At 55.4% G+C, this 17,378-nt stretch carries 11 protein-coding genes; 4 read left to right on the plus strand and 7 right to left on the minus strand.

The window, feature by feature from the left end:
- Window positions 1-3: 3 nt before the first annotated feature.
- The 7 genes from ACKPCT_RS14575 to ACKPCT_RS14605 all read right to left on the minus strand — a co-directional run bounded on the left by ACKPCT_RS14575 (window position 4) and on the right by ACKPCT_RS14605 (window position 9,531).
- Window positions 4-762 carry a WecB/TagA/CpsF family glycosyltransferase gene (locus ACKPCT_RS14575; protein ID WP_319567254.1) on the minus strand — a complete coding sequence of 253 codons (759 nt, stop codon included), beginning with the start codon at window positions 760-762 and terminating at the stop codon, window positions 4-6.
- Between the two features lie 57 nt (window positions 763-819).
- Window positions 820-3,423, minus strand: a complete 2,604-nt coding sequence (locus tag ACKPCT_RS14580; protein WP_319567255.1) for a Wzz/FepE/Etk N-terminal domain-containing protein — start codon at window positions 3,421-3,423, stop codon at window positions 820-822.
- Between the two features lie 207 nt (window positions 3,424-3,630).
- Window positions 3,631-5,163 (minus strand): glucosamine inositolphosphorylceramide transferase family protein, encoded by a 1,533-nt coding sequence (locus ACKPCT_RS14585; RefSeq protein ID WP_319567256.1) that lies wholly within the window; start codon window positions 5,161-5,163, stop codon window positions 3,631-3,633.
- Window positions 5,164-5,210: 47 nt separating this feature from the next.
- On the minus strand, window positions 5,211-6,401 hold the full coding sequence (locus ACKPCT_RS14590; RefSeq protein WP_319567257.1) for a glycosyltransferase family 4 protein: 1,191 nt from the start codon (window positions 6,399-6,401) through the stop codon (window positions 5,211-5,213).
- Between the two features lie 19 nt (window positions 6,402-6,420).
- Window positions 6,421-7,824 carry a lipopolysaccharide biosynthesis protein gene (locus ACKPCT_RS14595; RefSeq protein WP_319567258.1) on the minus strand — a complete coding sequence of 468 codons (1,404 nt, stop codon included), beginning with the start codon at window positions 7,822-7,824 and terminating at the stop codon, window positions 6,421-6,423.
- 210 nt (window positions 7,825-8,034) lie between these two features.
- The gene (locus tag ACKPCT_RS14600) at window positions 8,035-8,829 is read right to left on the minus strand and encodes a YdcF family protein (RefSeq protein WP_319569426.1); all 795 of its coding nucleotides are present in this window, start codon (window positions 8,827-8,829) and stop codon (window positions 8,035-8,037) included.
- A gap of 6 nt (window positions 8,830-8,835) precedes the next feature.
- Window positions 8,836-9,531, minus strand: a complete 696-nt coding sequence (locus ACKPCT_RS14605; RefSeq protein ID WP_319567259.1) for an SDR family oxidoreductase — start codon at window positions 9,529-9,531, stop codon at window positions 8,836-8,838.
- A 385-nt stretch (window positions 9,532-9,916) separates the two neighbouring features.
- Here ACKPCT_RS14605 and ahcY point away from each other — a divergent pair, with 385 nt between their 5' ends.
- From ahcY to ACKPCT_RS14625, 4 genes are all read left to right on the plus strand, one after another.
- Entirely contained in the window at window positions 9,917-11,308 is a 1,392-nt protein-coding gene (gene ahcY / locus ACKPCT_RS14610; protein ID WP_319515544.1) for an adenosylhomocysteinase, read from the plus strand.
- A gap of 531 nt (window positions 11,309-11,839) precedes the next feature.
- The gene (locus ACKPCT_RS14615) at window positions 11,840-14,536 is read left to right on the plus strand and encodes a PAS domain-containing sensor histidine kinase (RefSeq protein ID WP_319567260.1); all 2,697 of its coding nucleotides are present in this window, start codon (window positions 11,840-11,842) and stop codon (window positions 14,534-14,536) included.
- Window positions 14,537-14,738: 202 nt separating this feature from the next.
- Window positions 14,739-16,370: a tRNA (adenosine(37)-N6)-threonylcarbamoyltransferase complex ATPase subunit type 1 TsaE gene (gene tsaE, locus ACKPCT_RS14620; protein ID WP_319567261.1), complete on the plus strand. Its 1,632-nt coding sequence runs from the start codon at window positions 14,739-14,741 to the stop codon at window positions 16,368-16,370.
- 135 nt (window positions 16,371-16,505) lie between these two features.
- Complete coding sequence (locus ACKPCT_RS14625; protein WP_319567262.1) at window positions 16,506-17,249, plus strand: nucleotidyltransferase family protein; 744 nt, start codon at window positions 16,506-16,508, stop codon at window positions 17,247-17,249.
- The last annotated feature ends 129 nt before the right edge of the window (window positions 17,250-17,378 follow it).

Consider the following 17,378-nt stretch of genomic DNA (forward strand, 5'->3'; position numbering starts at 1 on the left):
ATGCTAGCGGGTTCGGGTCAGCAACAACCAGAGTGCATGCGGATTGGTGGTCAAATAGCGCCAGAACAAGCGGCCCGGTTCCTGATAGATGCGATAGGCCCATTCAAGGCCAACATCCTGCATCCATTGCGGCGCACGGGCATTCTTGCCTGACAGAAAATCAAACAGACCGCCTGAGGTCTTGATCGCACCAACCCCGGTCAATTTTTCAAGATTGCGCGCCACAAAGCGCTGCTCAAGAGGCACTCCCATGCCGATCCATAGAATGTCAGGTTTGGCTTCGTTGATGCGCGCGACCACTTCAGCCTCTTCTTGCGGGGTCACATAGCCGTTGCGGTAACCGACAAACTGCAAATCCGGATAAAGCCGCTGCATAGTCTCAACGGCCAGCTTGATGCCCTCGTCCGTCGCTCCCAAAAAATAGAAGGTCGCCTTTTCCTTTTCCGCCAAACGCGCCGCGTTATGGATGAGATCTGTGGTCGCAACCCGTTCGGGCAAGGGCGTTTTGGACAGAAGGTGCGATGCTTTTACCAAAGGGGTTCCGTCGGCGTGGATAAGATCGGCCTTGAGGAACAAATCCTCGATCTCTTTATCCCGGGCGCAAATGGAAAGAACCTGCCCATTGGCGGAGGTCACATAGAGCGGCCTTTGCTCCTTGCCTCGGCAATCATAGGCAAAATCAAGCATGGTGCGCGCTGCGCCATCGCAGTCTTCCACTGCGATAGGCAAGCCACCAACTGTAATTTGTTGAATCTCTTTCATTCAATACCCCTGAGCCCCACACTCTTTTCATTCAGGGGTCGTAATATCAGAAAATACTTAACTTTGAGTATGATCCACGATGAGGGCAACGCCCGTATCTGCGGACCATTCACACCAGTCATCCATCTCGGACGGGCTAAGTTCACCGCTTTCAAGCACCAACAGGCAGCAATCCACCAGATCAAGCAAATCTTCCAACGCGTTTGGCGTGAGAATTTGTTGGGCTTCAACAATCACGAAGCCATAGGTTTCCCTGCATAAATCAATAAGGCTGGAGAGTTCCTGGGCCAACTGCAGATCAAGTCCTTCAACATCGGTGAACCCCGCCGTACCGATGAATGGAATGAGATCAAAGGCCTCGAAATGCTCCACTTTGGCATTTTGCTGTTGAGAGACTACAGAGCCCCCCATCTGTTGACGCAGCCTTGGCTGTTCCTGAAGCGAGATAACAACCGGACGAAAGCCCTCATCAACGGCAAAGTTGGTGATCATGTCGGTGGTGATATCCAGACCGTTGCCCGGTTGGGTAGAGGTCACCAGCATGCTCGGCTTATCTCCGTCGCCCTTCTCATTGACAAAATCATTAAGCGCTTCAAAGAAATCATTGAGTTCAGAGCCCGACGGCAGATCAGAATTGCCCGAGGAAGCGCCGTGCGGCATTTGAATAACCACAGGCCCTGCTTCCAGATCGGCTTCCTGGTCGGCTTGCATGTCGGCTTCATCTCTCGCGGGGGCTTCCCCCTGCTCATCCAAGCCGCCGTCTTGGCTTTCAGTGCTTTCGGTCTTGCCTTCATCTTCCGGAGCCGCTGCAATAGCGTCTTCGGACCGAGGCCTTGTCACAGAAACCTCTTCAACGTCAGGAGCCTTGAGCGTTTGGACCTCATCTTTCTCCGGAACAGAGGGGTCCTTATCAGAGGGCTCGTCGCCTTCCTTATGCGAGGCTGGCTGCTCTGGCGCATCAGCCCCTTTTGAGGAATCCTTGGCTTTGGCCATTGATCCTGCAGCAAATGCGGCAGCCGCTACTGGCACACCGCTGCTGGTATAGCCGGACTGGCCATATCCGAACCGGGGCGAGGTTGCTGAAGACGCCGGCAAGGGCGCAGCGCCCCCCATCGACCCATGTGTCGCCATGGCCATTCCACCCGCATCCCAACGGTCTGCATCACGCTGTTCAGTGCGAAAGCCTCTATATTCCGGGGCGGCGAAGGCGATCCGGATCAAAGCAATGATGAAGCCGCACAGAAGCCCAAGAATGACAAGCGCCACTCCGACCAGCTTGATGGAAGGCTTGGTGGATTTGATGGGAACCGGAGCTTTGGACACGATGCGCGCTTCGTTGAAATTGAATTGCGCCTGCTCATCGGTCACCTTGTAGCGGGCCAGAAACTGCTCATAGAGATTGCGGTTTGCGGCTGCTTCACGCTCCAGATTATCCAGTTCGACCTTGGCCTTGTTGAGCATAATGGAGCGTTGGCGCAAATCGGCCAACTGGCCTTCCAGCGCCTGCTTCTTGGCCAATGTGGTTTCATAATCCTGCTTGGCGCGCTCCACCAGACGGGCCTGTTCCTGCCTGATCTGGCCTGCGATGATGGTTTGCTGTTCGCGGTTGGCCAGAATGCGTGGATGACGACTGCCCAGGGTCTGGTTCAATTCGGCAGCTTCACGGCGCAGTCGGTTCTGCTCCTGCATAAGCTGGTCAAGATTGGCAAATTCGCCAGCCTGAGAGCCTCTGGCACTACCCGGCACACCATCCTTGCGGGCCTGATCATAGCGCGCCTTGACGTCGGCCAGTTCAGTTGTGACGGTGCCAAGCTGGGAGACCAGCGAGGTCAATTGCTGATTATCCAGCGTGCCTTGAGCACCGGCATCGACGATCCCGTTCTTAGCGCGATAGGCAACGACGGCTTCTTCCGATTTTTTGAGGTTGCTATGCAGAAGGGTCAGACGCCCTGAAAGCCATTGGGCCGCTTCTTCATTGGCGTTGCTGCGATAGTCTTTCTGATCCCGCACGAAGGCTTGAGCCACTCCGTTGGCATATTTGGCAGCACGGGTTTTATCGAGAGATGCTGCGCTGACTTCCACGATGTAGGTCGCACCTTGACGATAGGCGGAGATGTTGCTGCGGAACATGCCGATCAGCGCGGTTTCATTCTGGGCTTTGGCATAGTCAGGATCATCCTTGACCCCGAGTTCCTCAACCACTTTGGCTAGAAAGCCATCGCTTTTCATAATTTGCACATAGCTGGTCAGAGCGGCGGCATCGCCACCAATACCAGAAATTCCAGTGTCGGAATTGGTCACCCTCGGCTGGCGTGGATCAACCAGAATAAGCGCCGTGGAAGAGTATTTCTCGGGCAACATCATGAAGATGGTAAGCCCGGCCAAAACCACCAGAACCGCTATGGAGCAGATAAGAAAAAATTGCTGACGTACGAAGCGCAAGATGGCACGCGGGTGCACCAGCCCGCTCCAGACATCGGAGGACGGTGGATTGTTGTGAAAAATCGAGGAAACGGGCTCATCCTGCTTTTGACGCGCCTTTTTTCCAGCTTTCCTGTCAGCCTTGTTTTCAGCAGAAGAAGCCGCAACTGCATCAGGAGCCTCCGGGTCGACGCCCGGCTGCCAATCCAGATCAGATTTCTTTTTCTTGCGTCCAAACATACGCCAATCCCTGCAACTGAAAACATTTGCAATATAAACCGTCAAGAAGCCAAAAGATGCTTCTATTCGGTTGCCAGTATGCGGCGATCATATTGAGTTTTGGTTAACCATATGCCCAGCTATCCGCAGTTTCACGCAAGAGCCCCCCTAATTTGCTTCGAGAAGATGAGGCAAGAGGACGCATCACCCACTCTTTGCCATTGGCCCCTATCGGGCATAATGCGGGGCGGGGCGATAGACCCGGTCTGCCAGCTTTTTGAGCCATGACAAACGCGGGCGCAGAATGGCTCCGTCGATGACCTCAAGATGTCCTGCACGATTGAGGGTATGCAGCTTTCTCCCCGGCCAGCGATCATTTGGCTCCAGTATACTGAGAGTCTTTTGCTCGTAGTGATCCGGTGACAGGTGAGTAACTTCCACCAGTTGCATGCGCGCGCCATAAGACCTGCTGCAATCCTGCACGGGCCGGCAGAGCCTGCCATCGATATGAACAAAATTGCCCGCCGGCCGCGCCGTTGCCTTATCGATCAGCACCGGATTTTGCGCGTGCGGAAACCATGGGCCGAACAGCTCATCGGCATGGAAGATAGACAGGCAATCGGAATAGCCCCCGCCCCCATCTCTTGTCACGCAAAAGAGCCACCAACGCCCGTCATGTTGAGTGATGGTCACGTCAGCGGCATCAATGTCGGTGAGGATGGTCTTGAATGGCTGCCAGCCAACGGGAAAGCTGTCAGTTCGGTAGAAAGTCACCTTGCCGTCTGCCGAGGTTTCCGGGATCATATAAAGCTCTCCCTCATGCTCGATCAGGAAGGGGTAGGAGAGATGAAAAGGCTCTTTCAGACAAGGCCGCGCAGGGCCTTTCGGCCCGTTCTCGTCCATCTCGACCACCGACAAAATCCCCTTCTGGGTGCGGGGATCGAGATCTTCGAAAAAGAGATAATGCGCCCCGTCCTTTTCCCAAGGCACCGGATCGGCGTAGAAGTGATTGTCCACGTCATCGAGCACGCGCCATGGTTCACCATCAAGGGATTGACGGCTCCAGACATCGGCCTCAGACACCCAACGCCAGCCAATGCGCCAATGGCTTGGCAGAAACAGACGATAGTATATCTGCTTGAGGTTCGCCTTGATGCCGTTTTTCACGGTCTGTTTGGAGAGCTGTCCGGCAGAAGGCCATTCGGCCTTTTTTGTGCAAAGCGGTTGGACCCATCGGTCGGGATTTTGCACCCACGCCATCAGCAGCGTAATCACTCTGGCATATGTTTGTTCCATGGAGCCGGAGACGCCTTTTGCCAATTCGCCCGAAGGGTCTGCGGTGGCGACAAGGGTGCCCTCCTCATCGATGAAGGCAATCTGCGGTATGCCTGAAGCCATGATCGAGGTGATGAGCGCAGCTTCAGCGGGAAACCCGTTGAACAGCAGTGTTAGCCGCTTTTTGCCTTGAGGGGCCGAGCCATCGCCCACCAGATCGATCACCAGATCAATCTCGTCAGACGAGTTCAATGCGGGCGCCTTTTCCTCTAATGCCTCAGGCGTCATCGGGGATGCCAAATAGGTCTTTCCCCCAAACAGCGAATGAGCTTCAGAGCGGAGCAACTTCTCTACATGAGCCGGATGCGGCGAAGCAGACGAACGGGAGGAAAAGACCTGTGCCTGCACATTTGCTGACAAGCGTTCGACAAGCCGACCATGCCACATACGGCAATGGGACGGGTCGAAATGGAGGCAATATCTCATAGACCCCGAGCTCCCTTCAAAAAGCGATATTAAAATGATGTTCTAGATCAGCCGCGACCGGTGACGCTGCAAACCAATTGTTCGTAGCGGCCAATCATTGCGGACATGGAATAAAGAGATTTGAGCGCGCGACCAGACTCGGTCAATTGCTCAGACAAGGTCTTGTCGCGCAAAAGCCTGCGGATTGGGTCTGCATAGCTTTCAGGGTGATCGCTATCGGCAAACAGAGCACACGGGCCGAGATCGGTTTTCATGACTTCCCGCAAGACGGGCAGATCATTGCAAACCACCGGCAGGCCGGTCTGGGCCGCTTCCACGGCAGCAAGACCGAAGGTCTCCGCCTCTGTCGGGAACAGGAATATATCCATGGCTGCCAACAGGTCGCCAACTGCGGAGGACTCCATTTCGCCGGTAAAGTGGGTGCGGTCTTCCACGCCCAGAGCCTTGGCCACAGAGCGCAGGCGCATTTCATCAGGGCCTTGCCCACCTAGCACAAGATGCCAGCATTCATTGAAGGTGAGCGCCTCGATGGCCACCTCCAGCCGTTTGAGCTTGTTAAGGCGCGCGATGGACCCCAACAGGATGACGTCATCGGGCAGACCAAAGCGGGCACGGGCCTCTGCCTTGCCGAGCCTTGAGCTCTTGTCCTTGAAACCATGGGGCACATGAGTGATGCGACGCGTATAGGCGGGCGGAAAGTCCGCATATTCACCTGCCGTATCCACCGAGTTGACCGTCACCACATCATAGAGTCCGATTTTGCCCCAGATCTTGTCGATGCGCCGGATCGTGTCGTTCATCGTTGCCTGCGCAGAGACCTGATTGGCGATCACATGACGCACACCGGCAAGACGCGCAGCCGGAGCGCCAAACAGGTTGCCATAATGCTGAAAGGTCAACACCACGTCCGGTTTGAGCGCCCGGATCTGGAAAATCAGCTTGATGAAGAAGAGCAGGATCGCAAAGGGGCTGCGCGGACGCTTTTCAACGGTGAAGCTGGTATGGGGCGCATGGTCGAAGGCATCGGTCTTGCGATAGAAAAACAGATGCTGAATATCATAGCCCTTGGGGGCCAGCCCCTCACCAAGCAGGCGCGATATTTCCTGCGCACCGGCATTCTCGGCCTGTGTCTGAATGAAAAGCAGACGCAAGGGGCGCTCTGCCTCCGCAACATCTTGTGCGGCATCGGCAATTGATGCTTCTGAAATGTCAGGCTCAGCTTGGTCCAGATTGCTCAAGAGATCACCTCAATGATAATCAATCAGTTGGTTGTGCTTTTGCCGCCCCCGATGGTGCTTCATCGGTGCTTTCAGCCACAAACCGCAGGATCGAAGGATCCATACCGGTGAGGCGACGGCAGAAATAGTTTGTCAGCAGTGCCATGCCGATCATGACGGCGCCGGACACGGCTGCGGCACCAAGAATGCCGAAATGCGGGATAATGACAAAAAATCCGATCACACGCAGGGCAAGCGATGATGTGACGATGGTCACATAGCGCCCTTCATGGCCGGTCAACATGAGAAATGCGGGGGCCGCTCCATTGGCGGCCGTCAAACCTGTGCCAGTGGCAAGCAGCAGGAACACCCAGTAATAATCAGCGTAAGTGCGTCCAAAAATCATCAGCATATAGTCGCCACCGATGACCACAGCGGTCAGCCCAACCACGACAATCATCAAACTCATGCCCGCCATCATATTGAGCGCATGCTTCAACTCGGCGGTCTGGCGCGCAAAATAGAGACCCGGTACGCGACGGGTGCCGAAGGTATTGAGGCCACTGGTCGCCAAGCCGAACGCATTGGCGAGACGGGCGGCGACGAAATAGGCACCGGCAGAAACCGGATCGAGCAGCAGGCCGATCAGGAACACGTCCAGATGCTGGTTCGAGGCTTCCATGATGGAAGCAAGCCAAAGACGCACCGATCGCGGCGTCCATTGGCGTACATCATAGCCGGGGGTTACCTCGCCGATCTGCTTTTTGATACGCACAGCAACCACATAGGCCTGCGTGGCGATAACAAAGGCCAGCCCGAGAGCAAAAACAGCCAGAATTTCCGTGCTGGTGACCGAATGGCCGACAAAGAGGCTGATGCTCAGGAAAAGGACGGCAAAGGCCCGCCATGTGAATTCATAATGTCCGTCGGCCAGTTTGATGCTGACGACAGCTCGCGTCACATGGGAGCTATAAAGCGCAAAGCAGTTGCCCGCCAGAAAGGCCATGGAGAAGATGGCTGTCCAGTTGCTGCCCTGGATGGTTTCACGGAAGAAAGGCAGATCCATGGAATAGACGATCCAGAAGCCCAGACAGACGATCAGAACGCCGGCCGAGCTGACCATCCAGCCATAACGCACGGCACCCAAGGCCAATCCGGGGCGATCGGATGCCAGATACTCATTCCAGGAACGGACGACCTGCATTTCCTGTCCGGATGCCGCCACGATGGCCAAAATGGACAGAACCGAAAAGAGAATGGAAAAGCGCCCGAATTCAACGGCTCCGGCAGCGTGCGCCGCCAGCGAGAAGAGCGCAAAGGAGATGACAGCGCTGCCAGCTTTGAGCACCATCGTTCCAAACAGACCCCGCGCATCTCCACTACCGATCAACCGCCGTATCTTGGCCATGGCCCCTGTCGAGGCCACTTGTGTCGCTTCTGTCATATATTGCTTACCTGTATGCTTCCCAGACAGCCAAAGATGATCGACGCACCAATGCACATCGCCTGCTCGATACCGTTGACCCCACCCGTCCTAGACAACCAAAACTAGAGGATCTTCAAAAATATTCGGTTACGACACATGATTAATGAATGATTAATCCGGCAACTCTCACTTTTCGCTTAAGACCCTGCTTACCGTGCTGACAGGGGGCTAGCGGCCGGTCCAGCCATAGACGACCAGCCCGACCAGCTCCTTGATCAACAAGTCCGCTCGCTCGATCTTGCCGCCGGGATACCAGCTGAAGGGCTTACTGGAGAGGTTGGTGCGATGATCCACCGGATAGGGCATCAGGTCTGTCCAACCCGCACGTTCAAAACTGCGCATGGAACGGGCCATATGGAAGGCGCTGGTTATCAGTAGCCAATGCTTTGATATATCATCGCCAACCAGACGGGCGGAGAATGTGGCATTTTCAGCGGTATTGCGCGATTTGGTCTCTATCTGAATGCGGCTGGCTTCAACGCCCATCCCGACCAGCAGATCGCGGGTCATTTCCGCTTCACTGGCACCCCTGTTACCAAGCACGACATCAAGAGGCGACGCGTTGCCCCCTGATATGAAGATCGGAATATCGGGCAGCAAGCGGGCGAGACGGGCAGCTTCGGTGATCCGTTCCCCGGCATGGTTGAGTTCAGGCTGCTTCCATTTTTCGGAATGGCCGGTCACGATGCTGCCACCCAGCACGAGGATGCCATCGATCGGCTTGCCCTTGGTCAGATCGGGGTTTGTTGGATAAGTGGTCTCCAACTTGGCCAGCGCCATGTCCGTTAACGGGGACAGCACAAGGACGAGAATGAGCAAGGTTATCGTCAGCCCACATTTGGCAGGCACCACCGCGCCCGCAAACAGCATGGCCAGACTGAAAAGCAGCCCAAGCAAAAGCCAGCTCTCGACCAGCAACAGCAACCCGACAATCTTGGAAAGGACAAAGAAGACCGTACCCATCACCGCTTACCATCCATGAGGTTCACCATTCCATTTAAAGAAGCTGCCATTATCCTTGAGCGTTGCCTTATCGATGGTTTCGGCAATGCCTCTGGCGCTCTCTTTGGGCGAGATGTCGGCATGCGCTCCCCCCATGTCGGTTTGCACCCAACCCGGATGCAGCAGAATACAAATGAGGCCGTCGGCTGCCACTTCCTGCGCCAGAATAGACATGACCTTGTTGACCGCAGCCTTGGAGGAGCGGTAGGCATATTGTCCGGTTCCCTTATGGCAAATGGCTCCCATCTGGCTGGAGATGGTGGCAATCTTGGCGCCTTCAGCGGCGTTGAGATGGGGCAAAAATGCTTCGGTGACCCTCAAGGGGGCCATGGCATTGACAGCAAAAGTTTCGGCCCATGCATCATAATCCATATCGCTGCGCGATTGGTGCTTGGACCCCTTGATGCCAGCATTGTTGATCAGCAAATCGATAGGCAGATCCTTGAGATCTTCAGCCAGCGCATCAACCGAAGCCTGATCCACCACGTCAAGCGTATGAAGCGTGATGCGTCCCAGATGGCTTGTTACAAGTTCGCGCAGGGCATCTGCCTTCTCCGGCTGGCGACAGCAGGCATGGACGTGCCAATCGCCCTTTTCCAGATAGGCCGTCACCAAAGCAAGACCAACACCGCGGTTGGCTCCGGTTATGATGCAATGCTTCATTCATTCGTCTCCTGATACTTGCTTGCCAGCCCACATGGCCCGCACACCCTTTCCGGCAGAAGGATAGTCCCAAGGGTAATCCCCTGCTCCTCTTTCAATGGTTACACAAAAAGGAGGTAATATGACAGAGACCACATATTCGGTGCCTTTCCGGCAGGAAGGCAGCAGCAAAGGGTGGTATCTTCAACATATATTGTACGATTCAGACATTATAGATCATATAAAGAATTCTTTATATCATTATTGCTTTGCCGCGCCATGCAGGGTATAGCTGTGGCAACATCGAGCGGATCATGAAACCAATTCTGATTTTTCGCCGTAAGAAATGACACGATTGAATAGGGAGCAGGCATCATGACCCGGCTCCGGAGTTTGAGGAACCACTATGGCTGATTATGTCGTCAAAGATCTGTCCCTGGCTGATTGGGGACGCAAGGAAATAACCATTGCCGAAACCGAAATGCCCGGCCTGATGCAGACCCGCGCCGAATATGGCCCCTCCCAGCCGCTCAAGGGCGCTCGCATCACCGGTTCCCTGCATATGACCATTCAGACGGCTGTTCTGATTGAAACGCTGACGGCTCTGGGCGCCGAAGTGCGCTGGGCAACCTGCAATATCTTTTCGACCCAGGATCATGCCGCTGCGGCCATTGCAGCGACCGGCGTTCCTGTTTACGCTATCAAAGGTGAGAGCCTTGAAGAATACTGGGCCTATGTCGACCGTATTTTCGATTGGCCCGATGGCGAAGGTCCGAACCTCATTCTGGACGATGGTGGCGACGCCACCATGTATGTGCTGCTGGGTGCCAAGGTTGATGCAGGCGAAGAGATCATTCCAAATCCTGAAAATGAAGAAGAGGAAGTGGTCAAGGCCCAGATCCTGAAACGCGCTAAAGAAACACCGGGCTGGTTCACCAAAATCCGCGACGGCATCCTCGGGGTTTCCGAAGAAACCACCACAGGCGTGCATCGTCTTTATCATCTGGCAAAAGCGGGTGATCTGCCTTTCCCGGCAATCAACGTCAATGACTCGGTCACCAAATCCAAATTCGACAACCTCTATGGCTGCCGTGAATCTCTTGTTGATGGTATCAAGCGTGCAACCGACGTGATGATCTCGGGCAAGGTTGCCGTGGTTGCCGGCTTCGGCGATGTTGGCAAGGGCTCTGCCGAATCTCTGCGCTCTCAGGGTGCGCGCGTTCTCGTTACAGAAATCGACCCGATTTGTGCCCTTCAGGCTTCCATGCAGGGCTATGAAGTGGTCACCATGGAAGAAGCCGCCCCCAAGGGCGATATCTTCGTGACCACGACCGGCAACAAAGATGTCATCACCCATGATCACATGCGGGCAATGAAAGATCGTGCGATCGTTTCCAACATTGGCCATTTCGACAGCGAGATCCAGATCGGAGCGCTGCGGAACTATAAATGGCACAATGTGAAGCCGCAGGTCGATGAAGTGGAGTTCCCCGATGGCAAGCGTATCATCGTGCTGGCGGAAGGCCGCCTCGTGAACCTTGGTTGCGCCACCGGCCATCCATCGTTCGTGATGAGCGCCAGCTTCACCAACCAGACCCTTGCCCAGATCGAATTGTTCACGAACCATGACAGCTATGGCAAGGATGTTTACGTGCTTCCAAAGGCCCTCGATGAGAAGGTCGCCATGCTGCATTTGGAGAAACTGGGCGTCAAACTGACCAAGCTCAACAAGGAGCAGGCAGACTATATTGGCGTACCTGTGGAAGGACCGTTCAAACCGGACCATTACCGCTATTAAGAGTTTCCTTAATCTTTTGTTAAGGAATGGCGGAAAACCAACAGGTTAACCCATCTGCTCGGTTAACGAGCCATCAGGCACCCTTTTCCCAATGTGAAGAGGGTGCTTTTTTTTGGCCATTTTTACACGAGGACTCTTCTGCCCGAGTCGCGGAAAGGTTAATGTAAAGTGATTCGATTTGGAACGGAGGAGGCCCCGAACCAAATCTCTTAGTGGCGTGTATCTTAGCAGTATCCAATGCGTTGGGCCTGAGGCTTCTCCCCTGTTTGCACCATTCAGGGGCCAATGGAGGAGTCTGAGTCTTTTACGGATTCTGTCCGTAGCTGGCGAGAAAAAGACAGCCAAACACGTTAGGCTGAGAATAAAGAACCGGTCATGGTGTGTTGGGCACCGCAAATGACCAATTGGGCAGATAGACTGGCTTTTGGCCGGTCCCGGATATGGACTCTCGAAAAGAAGGGTCTGTTCGGAAATTTTAAAAAATGAATGACCGTTGAGCGGTCTTTCGAAGCGGCGGAAAGGACGAGCAAGATGCCGAAAAACGGCCTGTTCGGAGAAATAATAAAAACCCATCGTCTCGGTAGATCCAAGGCCAGTCCTTATTCATCCAAGGGCCTTTCATCGCGGGACGCATCCTCTTCCCCTTCGTTCCGCTTTTTTCTAACCCTGGTGGCTATTTCCAGCCTTTTCCCTGCCGCAGCTTTGGCGCAGGCCGAGGAGGCAGCCGCCCCTCTGTCTGATGCTGCCCAACAGAAGCTGGTGGCCGGAGAGTTGTTGCCGTCCATCCCTGCCCTTGTTGAACGCCCCACCTCTTCGCTCACGGAATCCTTTGGCGGCAACCCACTGCAATGGGAAATGCTCGGCCTTGCACTTATCTGCGCCCTCACAATCTTTGTGCTGATAGCCGGATGGGCGGTCATGCGCGAACGGCGGCGCAGTCGCGAACGCCTGATCAATGCCATGGAAGCGATCCAGACTTTGCAGACCAAGCTGGACCGTTCGGAAAGCCTTCTGGATGCCACCGATCAGTTAATGATCATCTGGAATGGCAATCACGAGCAGCCTGTAGTCATCGGCAATCTGGTCAGCAATGATCATCTGCTGCCCGTGGGCAATGCCATTCTCGCCTTTGGCAATTGGCTACAGATCGACAGTGTACAGGACATTGAGACGTCCATTGCCAAGCTGCGTGCAACGGGGCAGCGCTTTGTCCAGTCGGCCCAGACGCTGAATGGCAACCTTGTCGAATTCCGAGGTCGCACCTCTGGTGGACGGGCGCTGGTGCAACTGCGCGTTCTGGAAGGCGATGAACATGACCGCGTTCGGCTTGAACATGAAGTGTCTCGCCATCGCAAGGAACTGGGCCGAATGAGCACCCTGCTCAACTCCATGCCGATGCCTGTCTGGTCTCGCGATGAAGACGGTCAGTTGACCTGGGCCAATGATGCCTATGTAAAGGCGGTTGATGGCGGTGATCTCGAAGCCGTTCTGGAAGACCAGTCAGAACTGCTCGACCAGCGCGGACGGGAAGCTGTTTTGCAGATCCACGAACGCCGCAGCGAGGCTGGTGGCGACAAAGATCTGGCCATCAAACGCCTGCCAATTATCGCTGAAGGCAAGCGCAAGATCTTCGATGTAACCGATATTTACTTGCATCCGGGCTCTGTTGGCATCGCAACGGATGTATCCGATCTGGAATCTGCCGAAAAGGCGCTTGATCGCATGCATCTGTTCTATGCCAATACGTTGGATCAACTGACCACCCCGGTGGCCATTTTTGATTCATCCCAGCAATTGCAATTCTACAACGCCGCTTACAGCAGCCAGTTCAATCTGGACCCGGCATTCCTTGACAGCAATCCCGACGAGAATGCCATTCTGGAAAAACTGCGCATCAATCGCAGCCTGCCCGAGCAGGCCAATTTCCATGAATGGAAGAAGAAATTCCTCTCGTCCTATCGCGATGTGGAAGCCCATGAGCATTGGTGGCATCTGCCAGATGGCCAGTCCCTGCGCGTCATTGCTGCGCCCAATCCGGATGCGGGTGTCATCTATATCTTTGAGAATGTCACCGAACGGCTGGATCTGGAAAAGCGCTACAATGCCCTTATCCGTATGCAGAGCGAAACGCTGGACCATCTCAATGACGGGGTTGTGGTGTTCGGCTCGGATGGTCGCCTGCGCATGTCCAACCCGGCCTTCAGCCGCCTTTGGGACTTTCAGGAAGACCAGCTGGAAGGCGAGCCGCATGTTGCCGCCGTTCTGGAGCTGTGCCGCCGCAAATATGATTCCACCAAGGTGTGGGCAACCTTGATCGGCAGCGTCGTCGGGCTGGAAGACAAGCGCGAGGGCGTCATGGGTCGTATGGACTGCATCGACGGACGCTTCCTTGACTATGCCTCGATTCCGTTGCCCGATGGCGCGACCATGATGACCTTTGTCGATGTAACGGGCAATGTCACTGTCGAGAGAAGCCTGCAGGAACGCAACGAAGCGCTGCTGGCCGCCGATCAACTCAAGAACACCTTCATCCAGCATGTTTCCTACGAGCTGCGCTCGCCACTGACCAACATTATCGGCTTCACCGAACTGCTCACCAGCGAGTCCTTCGGCTCGCTCAATGAACGTCAGCGCGAATATACCGATCATATCATGACGTCCAGTTCGTCGCTGTTGGCTATCGTCAACGATATTCTCGATTTGGCAACCATTGATGCAGGCATCGTCGTGCTGGAGCTGGCAGAGGTGGATCCGGTGGATTCCATTCGCGCCGCCGCAGAAGGACTTCAGGACAGGCTGGCGGAAAAGAATATCCATCTCGATATCTCGGTTGCCGAAAGCATGGGGCAGTTCAAAGGCGATCCCAAGCGGGTGCGGCAGGTGCTCTTTAACCTGATCTCGAATGCAATTTCCTTCTCCGATCCGGAGTCATCGATTTCCATCGTGGCCGAGCGCACACCGAGCGACATCATTTTCACCGTGGCCGATCACGGCTGCGGCATGCCTGAGGAATATCTCGGTTCGGCCTTTGATCGCTTCGAGAGCCGCACGACAGAGACGAATCGCGGCGGAGCGGGCCTCGGACTATCGATTGTGAAGAGTTTTGTGGAACTGCATGGGGGTAAAGTGACGATCTCCAGCAATGAGGGAAAGGGTACGAGCGTACTCTGTAGCTTTCCCATTGACCCTCAAATAGACGCCCAATCCACGACTGCTGCTGCGGAATAACAAGCTCCGGCGGCCCTTTGCCTCGGGCGGTTAGACCCACCGCTCAAGGCGCAACAAGACGATGAGCGTCTTGCTCATGGCTCACATGCCGCAAGCGGCTTGTAGTTTTTCACCATAAGAGTCGACAAGCTCCCCATTCCTGCTATATCCAGTGCCCAGAACATGGCTTTGCATTTTCATCGCGCTGATAGCAGGGTGCCTGATGGCTGACCAAACATCCTCTTCTTTCCATAACAGCTCTGATTGGTCTTTTACCTTTGACCAGTTATCTGAGGCCGCAAGCGCAGCTCTGGCTGCGGACATTGCACCGCTGCTCACATGTGGCGATGTGCTTGCGCTGGAGGGGGATTTGGGCATGGGCAAGAGCTTTTTTGCCCGCGCCCTGCTCCGCGCACGGGCGGATGACCCGTTCATGGAAGTGCCTAGCCCGACCTTCACGCTGGTGCAGGGATATGACATTGCCTCCGGAGACCAAGAGCTGGAGCTGTTTCATTTCGATCTATACCGAATCAGCGACAGTGAAGAACTCTATGAGATCGGCTTCGAGGAAGCCTGGGAGACCGGCGCCGCCCTTGTGGAATGGCCCGACCGGGCGGATGATCTGATGCCCGCCTCGACCCTTTGGGTGTCCTTTGTTCCCTCTCAAAGCGATGATGCACGCCGGCTCACCCTTTCAGGCGATGCCCGCTGGGGTGAACGCCTCAAGCGCCTTTGTGCCAAGCGTCAGCTGCTGATTGATGCCGGTTGGGGCGATGCCTTGCGCAAGCCGATCGCTTCGGATCTGTCCCCGCGCACTTATGATCGTGTCCGGCATGCTGAAGATCTGACGGGAGAGAGCAATGAAACCGAGCCGTCAACTCAGGGCGCTCCGAGAGAACACGATAGTTCTCAAGCTGCCATCCTGATGGATATGCCCGAACGCCAGCCGGGCCCCAAGCTTGATGATGGCCGCCTTTATGATCTGGTCGCCCATCGCGTAACCCGCCTCGCCCCGATGCTCTCTATCAGCGAGGGGTTGGAAGCCATGGGACTGAGGGTTCCCAAACGCTATGGCGTCGCGCTCGAAGAAGGTTTGATGTTGTGGGAAGACTTTGGCGCCATGACCCTCGCCGAAGGACCGGAAGCGCCGGTGGAGGCGCGCTATCTGGCAACGGTCACCGCGCTGGCTGCTCTACATCAAAAGCCTTTACCCGACGCATTTGGTGGCTTTGGTGGACAACATAACCTGTCCCGCTATGACAAAGCTGCTTTCGAAGTCGAGCTGGATGTTTTTCTCGATCATTACTGGCCTCATATCCACAGCGCCCCCTGCCCTCAAGCCAAGCGGACAGCCTTCAAGGCTCTCTGGTCGCCACTGCTTGACCGGCTCGTGGAAGCGGAGCCGGTGCTCGTTTTGCGCGATGTGCAGGATCCCAACTGTTTCTGGCTGGGAGAGGCAGGGGAACAAGGTGAGGAGCGCATCGGCTTCATCGACTTTCAGGATTGCCTCATCGGTCCGAACGCCTACGACCTTGCGGCTCTTTGCATGGATGCCCGTGTTACCATTCCCGTTTCGCTTGCCGACAAGATGCTCGCGCATTACAAGACCAGCCGTGCGTTAGACGACGCCCAAAGCGCGGCTTTTGACGAAGCCTACCATCTTGCTGCTGCCCAGCGCATTTCGAAAAATCTCGGGGCCTTCGCCCGCGCGGCCAATGAGGCCGGGCGCACCACTTACCTATCCCACATCCCGCGCAGCCTTGCCTATCTGGCGCGCAGCATGGACCACCCTCTTTTGGAGACTCTACATAGCTGGTATCAGGCCGAACAGCTGATGCCGCCTTCTTCTGTCTGACGCTTTTTTGCGAAGCATTTAACCTTGTCTCCGGATTTTGCAGACAGAGACCGCATAGAATGATAACCACAGCCAAGCCCCGGTGCTTCCTGTTGCACCACCGGGGAAAATAAAGACTAAAGCACGGACGAAACCATGACCACGCTCAAACGCCCCAAAACCGGAATGATCCTCGCAGCCGGAATGGGCAAACGCATGCGACCCCTTTCTGCAATTACCCCCAAGCCCCTGATTACCGTAGGTGGCAAGGCGATCATCGACCGCCCGCTCACTGCACTAGAACGGGCCGGAGTGGATCGCACTGTTATCAACGTGCATTATCTGGCAGACTTGATCGAGGTGCATGTCAAGCAATATGACAAATTCGACATTGTCATTTCAGATGAGCGTGATGGCCTGCTGGAAACTGGCGGTGGCGTGACCAAGGCGCTGCCCCATCTGGGCAAAGAACCTTTCTATCTGCTCAATTCCGACAGCTTCTGGATGGAAGGGTCTGTTCCCAATCTTGATCTTCTGGCCCATTACTGGATCGACGAAACCATGGACGCCCTGCTGCTGCTGGCGCCAACCGTAACGGCAGTCGGCTACAAGGGGCGCGGTGATTTTCTGCTCGACCCGCATGGCCGTTTGCGTCGCCGCAAGGCCCACGAAGTCTCCCCTTATGTTTACAGCGGCGCTGCCATCATGCATCCACGCCTGTTCAAGGATGCACCAGCCGGCTCGCACTCCCTCAATGCAGAATTTGACAAAGCCATTGAAAATGGCCGCCTCTACGGCCTGATCATGGATGGCACATGGATGCATGTGGGCACACCGCGCGATATCCGCAGCGCCGAGCGGGCTTTGGCCGAAAGCGCAACCGGTGGACGCCAGCTCTGATTTCGGCATCTGTCGCCTTGCGTCTTGAGGCGATCTGGCTTCAAATACCCCAAACATGAATCAGTTGGCCGATACCTATCGGCCAATTGGCTTTTGTGGCTCGCTTTAGGCCGAGCTGGCCGGTCGTGA

This window comes from Cohaesibacter marisflavi, from assembly GCF_963665895.2.
Lineage (GTDB): Bacteria > Pseudomonadota > Alphaproteobacteria > Rhizobiales > Cohaesibacteraceae > Cohaesibacter > Cohaesibacter marisflavi.

What these genes read in the sequence shown, in the direction of transcription:
- ACKPCT_RS14575 (WP_319567254.1), bottom strand. Translation starts at nt 762, where the DNA reads ATGAAAGAGATTCAACAAATTACAGTTGGTGGCTTGCCTATCGCAGTG.
- ACKPCT_RS14580 (WP_319567255.1), bottom strand. Translation starts at nt 3,423, where the DNA reads ATGTTTGGACGCAAGAAAAAGAAATCTGATCTGGATTGGCAGCCGGGC.
- ACKPCT_RS14585 (WP_319567256.1), bottom strand. Translation starts at nt 5,163, where the DNA reads ATGAGATATTGCCTCCATTTCGACCCGTCCCATTGCCGTATGTGGCAT.
- ACKPCT_RS14595 (WP_319567258.1), bottom strand. Translation starts at nt 7,824, where the DNA reads ATGACAGAAGCGACACAAGTGGCCTCGACAGGGGCCATGGCCAAGATA.
- ACKPCT_RS14600 (WP_319569426.1), bottom strand. Translation starts at nt 8,829, where the DNA reads ATGGGTACGGTCTTCTTTGTCCTTTCCAAGATTGTCGGGTTGCTGTTG.
- ACKPCT_RS14605 (WP_319567259.1), bottom strand. Translation starts at nt 9,531, where the DNA reads ATGAAGCATTGCATCATAACCGGAGCCAACCGCGGTGTTGGTCTTGCT.
- ahcY (WP_319515544.1), top strand. Translation starts at nt 9,917, where the DNA reads ATGGCTGATTATGTCGTCAAAGATCTGTCCCTGGCTGATTGGGGACGC.
- ACKPCT_RS14615 (WP_319567260.1), top strand. Translation starts at nt 11,840, where the DNA reads ATGCCGAAAAACGGCCTGTTCGGAGAAATAATAAAAACCCATCGTCTC.
- tsaE (WP_319567261.1), top strand. Translation starts at nt 14,739, where the DNA reads ATGGCTGACCAAACATCCTCTTCTTTCCATAACAGCTCTGATTGGTCT.
- ACKPCT_RS14625 (WP_319567262.1), top strand. Translation starts at nt 16,506, where the DNA reads ATGACCACGCTCAAACGCCCCAAAACCGGAATGATCCTCGCAGCCGGA.